15 protein-coding genes are annotated in these 17293 nt (G+C 41.0%); 11 read left to right on the top strand and 4 right to left on the bottom strand.

The window, feature by feature from the left end; all coding sequences use genetic code 11:
* Positions 1-5 precede the first annotated feature (5 nt).
* The 8 genes from HPS53_RS06780 (at position 6) to HPS53_RS06745 (ending at position 9045) form a co-directional block, all read left to right on the top strand.
* Positions 6-1958, top strand: a complete 1953-nt coding sequence (locus tag HPS53_RS06780; RefSeq protein ID WP_172205283.1) for a dihydrofolate reductase — start codon at positions 6-8, stop codon at positions 1956-1958.
* A gap of 15 nt (positions 1959-1973) precedes the next feature.
* The gene (locus HPS53_RS06775; protein WP_104369574.1) at positions 1974-2594 is read left to right on the top strand and encodes a DNA alkylation repair protein; all 621 of its coding nucleotides are present in this window, start codon (positions 1974-1976) and stop codon (positions 2592-2594) included.
* A 64-nt stretch (positions 2595-2658) separates the two neighbouring features.
* Positions 2659-3159, top strand: a complete 501-nt coding sequence (locus tag HPS53_RS06770) for a Fur family transcriptional regulator (RefSeq protein WP_172205282.1) — start codon at positions 2659-2661, stop codon at positions 3157-3159.
* A complete protein-coding gene (locus HPS53_RS06765) occupies positions 3156-4427 on the top strand; it encodes an adenylosuccinate synthase (RefSeq protein ID WP_104369576.1) in 1272 nt (423 codons plus the stop codon). Before HPS53_RS06770 ends, HPS53_RS06765 begins: the two co-directional genes overlap by 4 nt.
* Entirely contained in the window at positions 4427-5800 is a 1374-nt protein-coding gene (gene hisS / locus HPS53_RS06760; RefSeq protein ID WP_172205280.1) for a histidine--tRNA ligase, read from the top strand. The genes HPS53_RS06765 and hisS overlap by 1 nt, the downstream gene beginning before the upstream one ends.
* A 148-nt stretch (positions 5801-5948) precedes the next feature.
* Positions 5949-6869 (top strand): rhamnogalacturonan acetylesterase, encoded by a 921-nt coding sequence (locus HPS53_RS06755; RefSeq protein WP_233210214.1) that lies wholly within the window; start codon positions 5949-5951, stop codon positions 6867-6869.
* A gap of 89 nt (positions 6870-6958) precedes the next feature.
* Positions 6959-7522 (top strand): NADH peroxidase, encoded by a 564-nt coding sequence (locus HPS53_RS06750; RefSeq protein WP_104369579.1) that lies wholly within the window; start codon positions 6959-6961, stop codon positions 7520-7522.
* Positions 7523-7584: 62 nt separating this feature from the next.
* Positions 7585-9045: a right-handed parallel beta-helix repeat-containing protein gene (locus tag HPS53_RS06745; RefSeq protein ID WP_253942838.1), complete on the top strand. Its 1461-nt coding sequence runs from the start codon at positions 7585-7587 to the stop codon at positions 9043-9045.
* Here HPS53_RS06745 and cdd read toward each other — a convergent pair.
* Complete coding sequence (gene cdd, locus HPS53_RS06740) at positions 9026-9502, bottom strand: cytidine deaminase (RefSeq protein ID WP_104369581.1); 477 nt, start codon at positions 9500-9502, stop codon at positions 9026-9028. The two genes, HPS53_RS06745 and cdd, sit on opposite strands and share 20 nt — an antisense overlap.
* Before the next feature lie 87 nt (positions 9503-9589).
* On the opposite strand from cdd, the gene HPS53_RS06735 reads away from it, so the two are divergent.
* Positions 9590-10501: a glucosaminidase domain-containing protein gene (locus tag HPS53_RS06735; RefSeq protein ID WP_104369582.1), complete on the top strand. Its 912-nt coding sequence runs from the start codon at positions 9590-9592 to the stop codon at positions 10499-10501.
* A gap of 601 nt (positions 10502-11102) precedes the next feature.
* Here HPS53_RS06735 and mltG read toward each other — a convergent pair.
* Positions 11103-12128: an endolytic transglycosylase MltG gene (mltG, locus tag HPS53_RS06730; protein WP_104369583.1), complete on the bottom strand. Its 1026-nt coding sequence runs from the start codon at positions 12126-12128 to the stop codon at positions 11103-11105.
* Between the two features lie 121 nt (positions 12129-12249).
* On the opposite strand from mltG, the gene HPS53_RS06725 reads away from it, so the two are divergent.
* Together HPS53_RS06725 and HPS53_RS06720 are read left to right on the top strand one after the other, a co-directional pair.
* A complete protein-coding gene (locus HPS53_RS06725) occupies positions 12250-14946 on the top strand; it encodes a 4-alpha-glucanotransferase (RefSeq protein ID WP_104369584.1) in 2697 nt (898 codons plus the stop codon).
* Complete coding sequence (locus HPS53_RS06720; protein WP_104369585.1) at positions 14943-15584, top strand: HAD family hydrolase; 642 nt, start codon at positions 14943-14945, stop codon at positions 15582-15584. The genes HPS53_RS06725 and HPS53_RS06720 overlap by 4 nt, the downstream gene beginning before the upstream one ends.
* Before the next feature lie 40 nt (positions 15585-15624).
* Here the strand turns inward: HPS53_RS06720 and HPS53_RS06715 are convergent, their stop codons facing one another.
* The gene (locus HPS53_RS06715; protein WP_172205276.1) at positions 15625-16335 is read right to left on the bottom strand and encodes a LytTR family DNA-binding domain-containing protein; all 711 of its coding nucleotides are present in this window, start codon (positions 16333-16335) and stop codon (positions 15625-15627) included.
* On the bottom strand, positions 16307-17275 hold the full coding sequence (locus tag HPS53_RS06710; protein ID WP_104369606.1) for a sensor histidine kinase: 969 nt from the start codon (positions 17273-17275) through the stop codon (positions 16307-16309). Before HPS53_RS06710 ends, HPS53_RS06715 begins: the two co-directional genes overlap by 29 nt.
* Positions 17276-17293: the final 18 nt, after the last annotated feature.

The raw sequence follows: 17293 nt of genomic DNA, 5'->3' as shown, positions 1-17293 counted from the left end.
GAAAAATGTATATTTCAGGATTTAATTATTCCGACGAGAGATTCGCGGATATTCAGTTGCTCAGATACCGTCTAGACGGTTTTGAGCAACTTGCTATATGTCAGAAGATTTTTATTTACTATCTCGCTCAGGCAACATTATATGGTCGGGATATTGTTTTCGACCAATTTGGAAAATATAATCTGCGGGTAAGAAAAACTTTGGAAACAATATATCAGGATCGAACCATATCCCATGATACTGATGAGTTTAAAGCTTTGGAAGTATATTTGAAACGGGTCTGGTTCTCAAATGGTATATATCATCATTATGGTTGTGAGAAGTTTGTACCAGGATTTTCCAAAGAGTATTTGCGTTGCGTTATGCATGAGGTTGAGGCAACCCGTTTGCCGTTGAACTCAGGGCAGACCGTAGATGGACTTTGCGATGAATTGATTTCAATCATGTTTGATGAAAGCTTTATGTCAAAGCGAGTGAATAAAGCTAATGGTTATGACCTGGTTACATCTTCTGCATGTAATTATTATGATGGTGTGACACAAAAAGAAGTGGAAGATTATTATGGTGCTTTAAAGGAAAGGGCAGGCGATAATTCCCCATCTTTCGGGTTGAATTCCAAATTAGTTAAAAAAGATGGACAGATTTTTGAACAGGTTTGGAGTGAAAAAGGATTGTATGCGAAGGCAATCAGCCATATTATATATTGGTTGTCAAAAGCGAAAAATGTTGCAGAGAATGATAAGCAACGTTGTGTCATCCAAAAGCTTATAGAATATTACAAGACAGGCGATTTACGCAAATTTGATGAATATTCGATTGAATGGGTTGATTCGGTTGATGGAAGAGTTGATTTTGTCAATGGCTTTATTGAAGTTTACGGTGATCCACTTGGTATTAAAGGTTCATGGGAGGGAATTGTTGAATATATTGATTTGGAAGCTACCAAGCGTACAAAGACAATAAGTGACAATGCTCAATGGTTTGAAGATAATTCCCCCGTAGATTACCGGTTTAAGAAGAAACAAGTTAAAGGTATTTCAGCCAAAGTTGTTTGTGCCGCGATGTTGGGCGGTGATGAATATCCGTCCACAGCGATAGGAATAAATCTTCCAAATACGGACTGGATTCGTACTGAATATGGAAGTAAAAGTGTAACGATCGGTAACTTGACGCATGCTTATAGCGAAGCTTCAAAGGGCAATGGATTTAAAGATGAATTTGTCACGGATGAGCACATAAAGTCACTAATGGACAGATATGGCAATGTGTGCGATGACTTGCATACCGATTTACATGAATGTCTCGGCCATGGAAGTGGACGATTATTGCCTGGGGTAGATCCCGATGCACTTAAAGCTTATGGGAATACAATAGAAGAAGCGAGGGCAGATTTGTTTGCTCTTTATTATTTGGCAGATCCGTATATGCTCAAGCTTGGTCTTTTGGATGAATCGGAGGCATATAAGTCACAGTATTACACATATATATTGAATGGCATGTTGACTCAAATAGTGAGGATCTCACCCGGGAATCAGATTGAGGAGGCTCACATGCGGAATCGTGCTCTTATTGCGAGATGGTGTTATGATAATGGTGATGCCATTCATTTATATAAAAAAGGGGAGAAGACTTATATAGAGATAACCGATTATGAAAAGTTGAGAGGGCTTTTTGCCAAATTGTTGGTTGAAGTGCAGCGTATAAAGAGCGAAGGTGATTTTGAGGCAGCACGTAAACTTGTGGAAAAGTATGGGGTAAATGTCGATCCGGTTTTGCATGAAGAGATATTACAGCGTTATAACCGATTGAACATTGCCCCTTATAAGGGATTCATAAATCCAATGATGATACCAGTGACAGATGCTTGCGGTAACATAACGGATATAAAGATTGATTATTCGGAAACATACGAACACCAAATGTTAAGGTACAGCTCTGAATATGCCACATTGATATAAGATTGAATTGATATTATGAATGAGGATATAAGCGAAAGGCTGAAAGCCGTTAAATGTTCGTTCCGTTTAATGATGGATGGCGTTGCAGCTCAGTCAATGAGGGAGAAAGGAATTGAATATCATATAAATTGGGGAGCACCGTTTCCCATGCTGAAAGACAAAGCGGCAGAAATCGGTAAGGATTATGATTTGGCCATAGCTCTTTGGAAGGAGAATGTGAGAGAGTGTAAAATACTGGCCACTCTTATTATGCCAGTGGAAAAGATTATGCCGGAAATAGTTGATATATGGATGGAGCAGACAGATTCGGTTGAAATAGCGGAAATGGCATCTTTTAATCTTTACCAGTACCTTCCTTTTGCAGCGGAGATAGCGTATCGATGGATGGCATCAGAGAAAATGATATACCAGCTTTGTGGGTTTCATGTACTTTCCCGGTTGTTTATGAAAGGGAGGGAACCAGATGAGCGTGAAATAAACGAATATATAGATCAGTTGACTGTCGCATTGCAAGGAGACAATACTGTAGTGAAGAAAGCTGCAATGTCAAGCGCTTTGCGTTTTTCATTATTGGGGGATACTCATGAAAGAATTGTATTGAATGCCTTACATAAATTGGGTATTGAACTTTTTTAACCGATAATGAGCCTATTCTGAATAAATAATAGTAACTTTGTGCGGTTTATGATGATTAGGGAAGATGAAAGATAACGTGAAAGAATCCGTGAAGAGTATTCTGACCAATTATTTGGAATTAAGTAACCACCGGAAGACTCCGGAGCGGTTTGCCATACTTGATGCTGTATATAGCATTGACGGACATTTTACGTTAGAGGAATTAGGAGAAAGACTTCGTGAAGACTACCATTTCCCGGTCAGCCGTGCTACATTGTATAACACACTAAGGCTTTTCATGGAGTTACGGTTGGTTATTCGTCATAGATTTCAAGGATGTACGAAGTATGAAGCTTGTTATGATAACAGTAGTCATTGTCATCAAATATGTACTACTTGCGGAAAAATAACGGAGTTTAAGTCATTGGAAATAGAAAAAGTTATAAGCGGCATGCGTTTGGAAAGATTTCGTAAAGATGGCTTCTCTTTATATATATATGGGATATGTAGTTCATGTCAGGCTAAGTTGACGAGGCAAAGGAATAATAGGCAGAAAGTGAAATCACAAAAAAAACATATAAAATGAACAAAGGCAAAGTTGATGTCCTGCTGGGGCTTCAGTGGGGTGATGAAGGAAAAGGTAAAGTAGTTGATGTACTTACACCGAAGTATGATGTTATAGCTCGATTTCAGGGCGGCCCGAATGCCGGTCATACATTGGAATTTGAAGGTCAGAAATATGTATTGCGCAGTGTTCCTTCAGGCATATTCCAAGGTGGTAAAGTCAATATAATAGGAAATGGTGTAGTGCTCGCTCCTGATCTTTTCATGGATGAGGCCAAAGCGTTGGAGGCAAGTGGGCACGAACTGATATCACGGCTTTACATATCTAAAAAAGCCCATTTGATTATGCCTACACACCGAGTGCTTGATGCAGCTTATGAGGCGGCTAAAGGTAAAAGCAAAGTCGGCACTACGGGAAAGGGTATCGGTCCTACATATACGGACAAGGTGTCACGTAACGGATTGCGCGTTGGTGATATTTTCGAAGGTTTTGAGCGTAAATATGCAGAGTGCAAGGCACGTCATGAGAGTATTTTGGCTTCAATGGACTATGAATATGATATTACTGAGGTTGAGAAGAATTGGCTTGAGGGAATAGAGTATCTTCGTCGCTTTAAGATAGTGGATTCTGAGCATGAAATAAATAATCTTCTTAAAAGCGGTAAAAGTATTCTTTGCGAAGGTGCTCAGGGTACGATGCTCGATGTGGATTTCGGTTCATATCCGTTTGTTACATCCTCTAATACGATTTGTGCCGGAGCATGTACCGGACTGGGAATAGGTCCTAATAAGATTGGGGATGTTTATGGTATAATGAAAGCTTATTGCACGAGGGTCGGTGCCGGTCCTTTCCCGACTGAGCTTTTTGATGAGACAGGAGATAATATCCGTGCTTTGGGGCACGAATACGGAGCGGTGACGGGACGTGAACGTCGTTGTGGTTGGATTGATCTTGTTGCTTTGAAATATGCTATTATGGTTAATGGTGTTACAAAATTAATTATGATGAAAAGCGATGTTCTTGACGGATTTGAGAAGATCAAAGCTTGTGTGGCATATAAAAAGAACGGAGAGGAGATAGACTATTTCCCTTATGATATAGAGGAAGGTATAGAACCTGTCTACGAAGAACTGCCGGGATGGAAGACGGATATGACAAAATTTACTTCGGAAGAACAATTCCCGCAAGCATTTAAAGACTATATCGCATTCCTTGAAGCAGAATTAGAGACACCGATAACTATAATTTCAATAGGTCCGGATAGGGATCAGACTATTATTTTGAAGTAATGGCACAGAAACCAAGTATACCGAAAGGAACTCGTGACTTCTCTCCCATAGAGATGGCGAAGCGTAATTATATTTTTAATACAATTCGTTCCGTATATGCATTATATGGTTTTGAGCAGATTGAGACCCCCTCAATAGAAACTCTTCAAACTCTGATGGGGAAGTATGGAGAGGAGGGTGACAAACTGCTTTTCAAAATATTGAACAGTGGCGACTATTTAAGCAGTGTTACATCAGAAGAACTTGAAGAACGTAACTCATTGCGTTTGGCTTCGCGTATATGTGAGAAAGGACTTCGCTATGATCTTACTGTGCCTTTTGCCAGATATGTCGTGATGCATCGTAATGACTTGCAACTACCTTTCAAGCGTTATCAAATACAGCCTGTATGGCGTGCGGATCGTCCGCAAAAGGGGCGTTATCGTGAGTTTTATCAATGTGACGCTGATGTTGTTGGTAGCGATTCGCTACTTAATGAAGTAGAATTGATGCAGATTGTTGATACCGTTTTCACCCGTTTTGGAATACGGGTACAAATCAAGATCAACAATAGGAAAATCCTCACAGGTATAGCGGAAACCATCGGAGCGGCAGACAAGATTGTTGATATAACCGTTGCCATAGACAAACTAGATAAGATTGGTATAGATAATGTTAACGAGGAGTTGCGGGCATCAGGCTTGTCAGATGATTCAATAATGAAGTTGCAACCGATATTATCACTTGATGGTGCGAATGATGACAAATTGTCTGTTATCAGTGGAGTTCTCAGAGATAGCGAAATAGGTCAGAAAGGCATAGAAGAATGTCGTTTTATACTTGATACATTAAAGACCGTTGGGTTGAGAAATGAAATACAACTCGATTTGTCTTTGGCACGCGGACTGAACTATTATACCGGTGCGATCTTTGAGGTAAAAGCGCTTGATACTCCAATTGGAAGTATAACTGGCGGTGGTCGTTATGACAATCTTACCGGAATATTCGGAATGCCGGGAATAAGCGGTGTAGGGATCTCTTTCGGAGCAGATCGAATTTATGATGTACTGAATAGTTTAAATTTATATCCTACCGATGCCGTATCATCCACCCAGGTTCTTTTTATAAATTTCGGTGAGAAAGAGGCTGTTTATAGTCTTACTTTGATAAACCGACTCAGAGAAGCCGGTATACGTGTGGAGATATATCCCGATTCTGCCAAAATGAAGAAACAGATGAGTTATGCAAATAATAAAAGCATACCGTTTGTAGCTTTGATTGGAGAGAATGAGATAAAAGAGAGTAAGATAACATTGAAGAACATGTCTACCGGAGAGCAGAATTTGATTACGATTGAAGAGATGATCGATATCGTCGCAAATTCAACGGAATGACAGGTTATATGGTTTCCGGTAGATATTGGAGGATGATTGTTTTATAAATCAGATAAATTTTATGAGAAAGCTTAAAAACATAATCTATTTATTGATTGTCGTTATAACCTTATCCGCCTTTAAGCGAGATAATACAATAACAATATTTATGATTGGTGATTCGACGATGGCCAACAAACCAATTAAAAACGGTAATCTTGAAAGAGGGTGGGGAATGGCTCTGCAATGTTATTTTGATGAAGGAATAATAGTTGATAACCATGCCGTAAACGGTCGTTCATCCAAGAGTTTTATAGATGAGGGACGTTGGAAAGTTGTTGTGGACAAAATAAAGCCTGGTGATTATGTATTTATACAGTTCGGCCATAATGATGAAAAGCCTAAGGCTGACAGGCATACAGACCCAGGGTCGACATTTGATGACAATCTTCGTAAATTCATTCGTGAAACTCGTGAGAAAGGTGGCATTCCAGTTTTGTTCAATAGTGTTGTACGCCGTAACTTCTTGAAGTCGGCTCCTGACAATGACGATGATGAGGCTTTACGTAATACCACGGGTCCTACCAAAATACAGTCAAACGAGGAAGGTGACATATTGGTAGACACTCATGGAGATTATGTTGTGGCACCGCGTAATGTTGCGAAAGAAATGGATGTTCCTTTTGTAGATGCCAATAAGATAACCCATGACCTTGAACAGGGACTCGGAAAGGAGAAATCCAAGAAATTGCACATGTGGTTTTTACCAGGCGAGGAGCCATCGGTTCCCAAAGGGCGTCAGGACAATACACATTATAATGTATATGGAGCACATGTTGTTGCCCGCTTGCTTACGGATGCTATCGCCAAGGAAGTTCCGGCCTTGAGAAAGCACACACTGAACTATGATATCTCAGTGGCATCAGATGGTGTCGGTGATTATTTTGATGTACAGAGAGCGGTGGACAATGCTCCCGTTGGAAAGAAAACGACTATACAGCTTTTTGCCGGCGAATGGAATAAGCCGGTAGTCAATAAAGACAAAAAAATAAAGTTTATATTGAGAGAAGGAGCAAAGTGGAAGAAGTAGAATTAATTGAATAAATCAATTGATAAATTTGTTCAAGTGTATGATATTTCGTATTTTTGCAAAGAAATATATTTAGATTTACAACAATTATGAAGAAGAAGTTTATTTGCTCTGTATGTGGTTACATATATGAGGGTGATGCGGCACCGGAATCGTGCCCGATTTGTAAGGCTCCCGCCTCTAAGTTTACCGAAATGGTATCTGATGATGAGATGACATTCGCGACAGTACATACTCTCGGCGCAGCGAAGAATGAGGGCGCTAACGAGGAGATGATAGCCGATCTTAACGCACATTTCAACGGAGAGTGTGGTGAGGTTGGAATGTATCTTGCCATGAGCCGTCAGGCTGACCGTGAGGGTTATCCGGAGATTGCCGAGGCTTATAAGCGTTACGCATTTGAAGAAGCGGAGCATGCGGCTAAATTTGCAGAGTTGTTGGGTGACGTACTTGGAGATACGAAGAGTAATCTTGAAGCACGTATAGCAGCAGAGAAAGGTGCTTGCGAAGACAAATTCCGTATAGCGAAGAATGCCAAGGCAGCCGGAATGGACGCTACACATGATACTGTTCATGAGATGGCAAAAGATGAAGCTCGCCATTGTGCGGGTTTCATGGGATTATACAAGCGTTATTTCGGAGATGAGAAATAATAGGCACAATAAAATATGAGAATAGTCGTTTTATCATTAAGATGAAACGACTATTTTTTTTTATGACAATATTGTCGGTAACTTTTTTCTCGGCTTGTACAGACGATGATTCTTTCGGTACAAACCGTTCGGATATACTGACATTTTCCACGGATACGGTAAATATGGATACTCTTTTCAGTACTGTTCCTACTTCAACATACAATTTTTGGGTATATAATAATAGTGGTGATGGTATCCGTGTGCGTAAGGTCAGGCTCCAACGGGGAAACCAAACCGGTTTTCGTGTGAATGTTGACGGAGAGTATCTGGATAATGCCCTCGGGAGTCAAGTCAGCGATATTGAAATACGTAAAGGAGACAGTATAAGGGTTTTCGTAGAATTGACATCGGCCATGAATAATTCGGATACGCCTCAGCTTGTAGAGGACAATCTTCTTTTTAATCTTGAAAGTGGTGTGGAGCAGAGCGTATGCCTGCGAGCATATTCGTGGGATGCATTACTGTGTGATACCGTTGTGATAAAAAAAGACAGTGTCATATCCGGAAACAAGCCTATTGTCATCCGCCGTGGGCTTTCGGTCGATAGTGGCGCTACACTTACTATAAATGCTCCGGCATGTCTTTATTTTCATGACGGAGCCGGAATAGATGTATATGGCAGGCTTATTGTAAACAAGGGTAATGTCGGTAACGATGTAGTTTTCAGGGGAGATCGCACAGACCGAATGTTTGATTATCTGCCGTACGACCGTGTGAGCGGACAGTGGCGTGGCATACGTATACATTCTTCCTCGTCTGGCAACTACATTTCAAATGCGGATATTCACAGTGCCGAATATGGTGTGGTATGCGATTCCGCGGCTTATGACCCGCTTACTTCCAGGCTTACGCTGGAAAATGTTATTATACATAATTGCAAAGGGACGGGGGTGGAAACCAACAACTCGAATGTGTCCATTGTAAACAGTCAGATAACCAATACTCTCGGAGATTGTGTCGCAATACATGGAGGAAGTGCATTGATTGTATATTGTACCATAGCCCAATTCTATCCGTTCAGTGCGGATAGGGGGGCGGCGTTACGCTTTACTAATTTCAAAGGGGAGTATGATTATCCTCTTCATGCTTTTGAATGCTATAATACATTGGTAACGGGGTACGCCGGCGATGTCGTATATGGAGAGACGAAAGATACGACAGTGGCTTTCAGCTATTATTTTGCCAATTCCATATTGCGTACGGAAAAGCCTGACAGTAACATGATCAATAGCGGAGCTTACAGTAATATAATTTGGGAGACACCTAAAGACACATTGCAAGGTAAAGGCCACTTCATTCTTATTGATGAGGAAAACATGTATTACAACTTCAAGTTGGATTCCATGTCTACCGCAAGAGGAAATGCCATGCCTATAGGACAATACCTCACAGACCGCATAGGTAAAGACCGTGGCGATATACCTGATATCGGTTGCTATCAGTATGTGGATCCGAAACGTCTTATAGTTTTTCCTCGTTAAAGGAAAGTGGCATCAAGTTTTTTATGCCGTCCATTACATATATATGTTTGGTACCGTAAAGCAATATACGGACTTCTCTGCCAAACCTTTGCTCGGTCTCGATAAGTGCCTGCCTGCAAGTGCCGCATGGGGTTATCGGGTCTGCCAATAGTCCTTCACGGTTTCTTGCGGCAATGGCAATTTTGACTACGGCATTATCAGGGAATTGTGCTCCTGCGGTAAACAGGGCAGTACGTTCCGCACAGATTGTGACTGAGAATGCGGCATTTTCCTGATTGCATCCTGTTATTTCCTCTCCGTTGTCAAGTTGCAACGCCGCTCCCACACTGAAATGCGAGTACTTGGAGTATGAGTTTTGTGTGGCTTCGATGGCCTTGTTCACCAATCTTTGCTCATCGCAAGGCAACTCTTCCTGTTTGCATATCGTAAATATCGATTTTACCGTTCTTTCTTCCATAATATATCTTTTGGTGCAAATTTAGCAAATTATCTGTGATAAGTAGATTATTTTCACTACTTTTGTATTATAAAAACGATACTTATAATGACGCGATATATATTGACAACATGTTTATGTCTGTTTGCTGCCTTAGCGCAAGCGCAGATGCGGTGGAATCAAGCATATCAACAATACATAAACCAATATAAGGACCTGGCCATAGAGCAGATGCTGAAATACAATATTCCGGCAAGTATAACACTTGCTCAGGGGCTGTTTGAGTCTCGTGCAGGATTGAGTGTATTGGCTACAAAAGGGAATAATCATTTCGGAATAAAATGCCATGGGTGGCAGGGACGTGCCGTATATCATGATGATGACGCAAGGAATGAGTGTTTCAGAGCCTATCGTAATGCTTATGAAAGTTATGAAGACCATTCCCGCTTTTTGGCCGGAGGGCAGAGATACCGCAAGTTGTTCAGTCTTAAAGTCACTGATTATAAAGGATGGGCGCATGGATTGAGAGCAGCCGGTTATGCTACCAATCCCCAGTATGCAAAGAAACTTATAGAGATAATTCAACTTTACAGACTGCATGAGTTTGACAAGGCAAGGAAATATGATAAGTTCTTTGCTCGCAGGAGCAAAGACATTGCCGGCAAAGGCGGGGTTCTACACCAAGTGTTTGAATTTAATAACAATTATTATGTGAAAGCACGGCACGGTGATACGTTTAGGACTATTGCTGCCGAGGTTGGTATTTCATATCGTTCATTGGCAAAGTATAATGAACGGAATCGCAAGGATATACTTGAAGAAGGCGAAATTATATATCTCAAAAAAAAGCGTACGAAAGCTCCTAAAAGTTATAAAGGAAGGTTGCACTATGTGAAACCCGGTGAGTCGATGTACAGCATAGCACAATTATACGGAATACGGTTGGCCAATTTATATAAGATGAATGGTCTTTCACCGGACTACCAGATAAGGGTGGGAGACGGTTTGCGCCTGAGATAATCACTAAATTCGTTTTTGTCAAAAAAGTGAACAAATACTTTCGTATATTTGGCTTATTTTCAAAAAAAAATTTTTATTTGGAAGTATCCGAATTTTGAGCGAATTTGTAATATTCTGATAATTAGCTGTTTGAATATTTATTACATTTGTTCGTATTCATTTAGCCCCTCGTTGTGTTGCAATAAGCATCCCGTTACCTTGCAATAGCATGCCCGTTGCATCGCAACGGGATACTTATTGCAAGGCGATAAGCCGCTAAATGCAGTCCAACAAGTACCTTATTGCAAGACGAAGGTGTTTTTTTCTTGTTTTAATATTGATTTTAAGATAAAAACAATGATGTCCAAATTCTATTTGCTTTCATTTTCAATGCCAAAAAATCATATAGTTTTCTTTACAAATTAGAGTGGAGAATATACTTTTGTCACTTTTTGTTGGAAACATGTTTAAAAACATATTGTCAAATTTGTAAAATAGTAAAAAGATGTTTATCTTTGCTTTCGTTATCCTGAATACAATCTTTTTACCTTAAAATGGCTAATACCTATTGAGGAAAATGCCTCTCACTGTGAATGTGAAGCGAGAGGCATTTTTGTTTTTATTATTTTATTCCCCGTTCATTGAGGGCTTTGCTGTATTTTGCCGCGTTTCGCAGGTGTTCTTCGTAAGTAATGGCAAAATTGTGGGTTCCGGAAAAATCCTCTTTCGCACACATATAAATATAGTCATGTACTGCATGGTTAAGTACGGCATCTATACCTGCTATAGAGGCCACTTTTATGGGGCCGGGTGGTAGTCCGGTGTTTTTATATGTGTTATAAGGGCTGTCAACGCGCAACAATTTATTATAAATCCGGCGCAATCCGAAGTTTTTCAATGCGAATTTAATTGTCGGATCGGCTTGAAGGGGCATATCTGTTTTCAGGCGGTTGTAGTACATGCCCGCCACCATAGGTTTCTCTGCCGTGTTGGCTGTTTCTTCGTCTATGATGCTTGCAAGAGTTGCCACTTGTACAGGCGTCATGTTCATGGCTTTTGCTTTTTCTGTGCGCTCTTTGTTCCAGAACTTGGCGTGTTCTTTCTCCATTCTTTCCATGAACTTGTCAATACTCGTATTCCAATATATGTCATAGGTGTTTGGCACGAACATGGCAACAATAGATGCCGTGTCGTACCCGTAAGCGGCACATGTGGTCGAGTCGGTAAGCGTTTTTATTATGGTAGTGCTGTCTATCATAAGTTTTTTTGATAACGCTCCGGCAAGTTTTTCCATTGTACGCGCTTCCGGGATAGTGAGACTGATGGATGTCTGTTGGCCGTTTTTGATGCGGCGGAAAACCTTCATCACCCCTTCGCCAGGGTTTATAACATATCTTCCGGTACGTATATTTTCTTCATAGCCGGTATGTCTTGCCAGTGTCTTAAATCCGGCTATGGTGTGGTTTGCCCCAATTGCTCCGAGTTTTGTGTATACGGAATCGGCCGTGTCATCATTGTCAATATAAACGTAACTGATATCGCTTTTGATGGAAAAGGCGGAGAAGAAATAATAGTGAAATAAGAAAATTATCAATAGCAGACATCCGCCTGCAATATAAAGATAAAGTTTTGATTTTATAAGTTTCATTTATCGTCTATTAAAAAACATTACAAAGGTACTGCATTTTCCAATAATAGAGAAATGTTTTATTTGTTTTTTACTACCTTTGCAAGTATGCATTTGGTATGAACATGTGAGACATGAGACTATGAAATTAAGATTCAGCATTGACTATAATACAGCGTGGGGCGAAAGCCTGCATGTTGTCATTGACTATCTGGGTAAGGACGGAATGGTGAAGAGCCATAACATGCGGATGTCTACCGGTGACGGACGGTTATGGATGCTTGAAACAGTGGCCGTAGAGTCGAGGAGTCATCCTGTGGCGTCGTTCAGATACAGGTATCAGGTGGAGGATGATGACGGGCATGTTTTAAGAAGCGAATGGGATTTGGTGCCACGCATTCTTGAATTTGACTCCATGAGAGATTATATCATTCCTGATGAGTGGCGTGAAATACCTTTGCAGTATCATCTGTATACCAATGCCTGTATAACGGCACACCTTGGCAGGCAGGATGATACAGTGCAACCGTTGCGGTTGCCGATATACCGTCGTACCATATTATTTCGTGTCTCGGCCCCTCAGTTAAAACCGGGACAGGTGTTGGCACTTTGCGGAAATCATCCTGCTATAGGCGGATGGAATGTTTCCCGATATCTGAAGATGCAGTATGCCGGGATGATGGAGTGGATGTTGTCTGTAAATGTGATGGGCATAATGGTGCCAGTTGAATACAAGTATGTGATTGTGGATGAAAAGACCGGCGAACTGATAGCATGGGAAGAAGGAGGGAACCGATCTGCAAACGGTATTGAAGTGTCAGACGGACAAGTGCTGGTACTTGACGGCGGCATAATCAGAGTCAGAGAAGATATATGGAGAGTGGCCGGAGTTGTTGTTCCTGTGTTTTCATTGCGTAGTTCGCAGTCTTATGGAGTCGGTGATTTTGGCGATTTGCGTCGTATGGTCGATTGGGCTGTTGCTACTGGAATGAAGGTGATACAGACCCTTCCTCTTAACGATACGACATTGACACACGGGTGGAGAGATTCTTGCCCTTATACGGCTATATCCATATATGCCCTGCATCCGCATTATGTAGATCTTGAAGCCGCAGGACGGTTGAGGAGCACTGATGACATGATGACTTTCAATCGTCGGCGTCGTGAGTTGAACGCTATCGGCTACAGTGACTATGAAGCAGTGGGGCGTGTCAAGTCTGAATATTTGAGACTGTTGTATGTCGAGCAGGGGCAGTGTGTCGTCGGCTCTGCCGGTTATAAGGATTTTGTGGCAAAGAACGTCAGATGGCTCATGCCGTATGCCGTGTTTTGCTTGTTGCGTGACAGGTATTCGACAGCCGTTTTTTCCGAATGGGGAGAGTATAGTGTCTATGATGAGAAGAAGGTAAAAGCCTGTTGTGATGAGCATAAGGATGAGATAACGTATATATACTATATTCAATATCTGTTACATAAACAGTTGAAAGAGGTGGGCGATTATGCTCGTGCCCATGGAGTGGTGCTTAAAGGAGATATTCCAATAGGAATACGCCGTGACAGTGTCGAAGCATGGGTACAACCGGAATATTTCAATTTGGATTTCCAGACAGGCGCACCACCAGACAATTTTTCATATAACGGTCAGAACTGGTTACTTCCTACATATAATTGGGATGTAATGATGAAAGATGGATGCCGCTGGTGGCGTGATCGCCTGGCTCACATGGAACAGTATTTCGGTGCATTCCGCATAGATCATGCTCTTGGCTTTTTCAGGATATGGGAGATACCACAGAATGCCGTGCATGGACTGCTCGGCCACTTTTATCCGGCTTTGCCTCTCACCGGCAGCGAAATAGAGTATTTCGGTTTGAAGTTTCGCAAGGAGTTGTTTACGCGTCCGTTTATAAACGATCGTGTTATAAGCAAGTTGTTCGGCATTCATGCAGACTATGTGAGAGACAATTTTCTGATAAATAAAGCATATGGCATGTATGAACTTAAATCAGAATGTGACACGCAACGTAAAGTTCAGTTCCTGTTTGAGGGGAAACGAGACGAGAACAGTCTGTGGATTCGTGACGGACTGTATCGTTTGATAAGCAATGTGCTGTTTGTTGAGGATCCGAGACAGCATGAGATGTATCATCCTCGTATCGGTGCATATAACGATTTGGTGTTTGACGCATTAAACGCGGAAGACAAAGATGCTTTCATGCGGCTGTATAATAATTATTTTTATCAGCGTCATGACATGTTTTGGGGAGAGCGTGCGGCAGTAAAACTGCAAATGTTGTTGCGTGGAACGAGAATGCTTCCGTGTGCGGAAGATTTGGGTATGCTGCCGCAATGTGTCAGTCATGTTTTGGATTCATTACGGGTACTGACTCTTGAAATTCAGTCGATGCCAAAGCAGAATGGTTATGAGTTTGCTCATCTTGAAGCAAATCCGTATCGAAGTGTAGCGACAATATCCACCCATGACATGCCGTCTCTGCGCCTTTGGTGGGAAGAAAACCCGGAGCATGCCCAGAGATATTACGTGACGATGCTTCAAAAGGAAGGGCACGCACCGGAGCATTTGCCGGCGCATATAGCGGAAGAGATAATAGCCCGTCATCTGTATTGTCCGTCGATGATGTGTCTTTTGTCTTTGCAGGATTGGCTTGCAATGGATTCGGAACTGCGTTCGAAAGACATTCGTGGCGAAAGGATAAATATTCCAAGTGACAATGATAACCGTTGGAAATATCGTATGCATATTACAATTGAAGAACTTCTTAAAGCTGATAAATATAATCAGAAGATAAAAACAATGATAAAACGAAGTAAACGATGAAAGACTATAATACATATATATTCGATCTCGATGGCACGTTGCTCAGCACGCTAACCGATTTGGTGGCATCGACAAACTATGCGCTTCGCCGTTACGGAATGCCGGAACATACATACGAGGATATTAGATTATTTGTGGGTAATGGCGTGAGAAAACTTATAGAACGGGCTGTACCCGAAGGAATCGGGAATAGTGATTTCAATAATGTGTATATGACATTTCGTGAGCATTATATGGAACACTCGCTTGATACCACCGATCCTTATCCGGGTATAATGGAACTACTTGCGGAACTGAAAAAGCGGGGCAAGCGGATGGCTGTGGTAAGCAATAAGTTTTATGCGGCAACCGAGGAACTGTGCCGTTATTTTTTTGGCGGATATATAGATGTGGCTATCGGGGAGCGGGATGGTATACGTAAAAAACCAGCACCGGATGCGGTTTTTGAGGCAATGCGCAGACTTGGGGCAGACAAGGATGGTACTGTTTATATAGGTGACAGTGATGTTGATATCGAAACAGCCCGCAACAGTGGTCTGCCGTGTATAAGTGTTTTATGGGGATTTCGTGATAGAGAATTTCTTATAGAACACGGCGCGACGACATTTATCATGAAACCGGAGGAGTTGTTGGCATGATTTGTACTCTTATATAGCTTATGAGAAAAGAAAATACTTTTCAGCTTAATGTATGTTTGTCAAAGTAAGCCATGATGTTGTCTTTATAGCTATCGGATATAGGTATGTGTTTATTGCCAAAGACAATTCGTAAACGGTCTAAAACGGTTATTTTGTCCATATGAACTATATATGAACGATGGGTACGCATGAACTCCGGTTCCGGGAGATGTTGTTCCAGGGTCTTTAAGTTTATCAGTGACATTATTTTCTCTCCATTATTCATATATATGCGGACATAATCTTTTTGGCCTTCGATATATAGAATATCGTCAAGTGATATGCGTATGAGTTTATAATCGCTTTTTATCATTATAAATCTGTTTCCGTCGTGGTTGGTTTTGTTTTTCAAGGAACTGAACCACTCTAATGCTTTATCTGCAGACATAATGAAGTCGTTGTAGCTGATGGGTTTTAGTAAATAGTCTATCGCATTAACTTTATATCCATGTAGAGCATATTGGTCGAATGCTGTCGTGAAGATGATTTTAGTTTCTTTCGGAATGATTCTGGCAAACTCGATTCCGCTTAATTCCGGCATTTGTATATCAAGAAAAATCAAATCAACGGGAGTGTTCCGAATGTCTTTCATTGCACTTATGGCGCTGTTGTATGTGCCTCTTAGTGTGATGAAAGGTGTTTTACGGGCATAACTGGCTAACAGTTCGCATGCTAACGGTTCGTCATCGATTATTATACAGTTTAGTGTCATATATTTTTATTGTGGATTTATATACAGTCTTGGTCTCATTGATATTCCTTGTCCATTCATAGGCATTTGGATATATAAGTTGAAGGCGCTTGGCAACCTGTTTCAATCCTATGCCGTGTCCGCTTCTGTCTTTCTCATTTTTAGGGAAATAACTGTTTTCAATGGAGAATGTTATACACGAATTGTCTGCGTGAAGATCAATGTATATAAAACCGTCTTGGGTTGCGCTGACTCCGTGTTTAAACGCATTCTCAATCAAGGATATGAATATAAGCGGAGCAATATGAATGCAATTGTTTTCCGGGATTTTTATATTCATTTGCACATCGGTATTTGCCGTAAGTCTGATTTGCATCAGATTGACGTAGTTTTTAAGAAATCTTGCTTCTTTATCAATATCTACATATTGTTCCTGATTATCGTAAAGAACGTGGTGTAGCAGTTTGCTTAATTCCATTATTGCATCTTGTGCCTTTTGAGTATCAAAAGCAGTGAGTGCATAAATGTTGTTCAATGTGTTAAGCAGAAAATGCGGATTTATTTGTATACGCAAGTTTTTGAGTTCTGCTTTGCTGCGTGCGGCTTCCGCTTCCTTATGCGCCATTTCCAATGATTGCCATCTCATGGCCAGTCGTATGCATGTGGCTATGATTGCGGTAATGGTAAGGTTAAAACAGTCTCGTAATATAAAGAGCGAAGAAATATTATGTCTTTTAACCGGCATAACGTGCGGTTCACTTCCAAATAAAGAGCAGCTGTATTCTATCCAGTAATGAACAGCCGTACCCATAACCACTATAATGATGATGTTTGTAAAATAATAATACTTTTTCTCTTTTTCGGTAAATAGTTTTGGAGCAAGCCAAAGGTAATTTGTATAGAACAGGATGAATTGTGATAAAGGTATAACGCTGAAAATAAGAAATATATCCAAGTTCATGCTGTCACCTTGATTTAT

The organism is Prevotella sp. PTAC (genome assembly GCF_013166535.1).
Classification (GTDB): Bacteria; Bacteroidota; Bacteroidia; order Bacteroidales; family Bacteroidaceae; genus Prevotella.
This window is presented reverse-complemented; position numbering and strand designations above follow the sequence as displayed.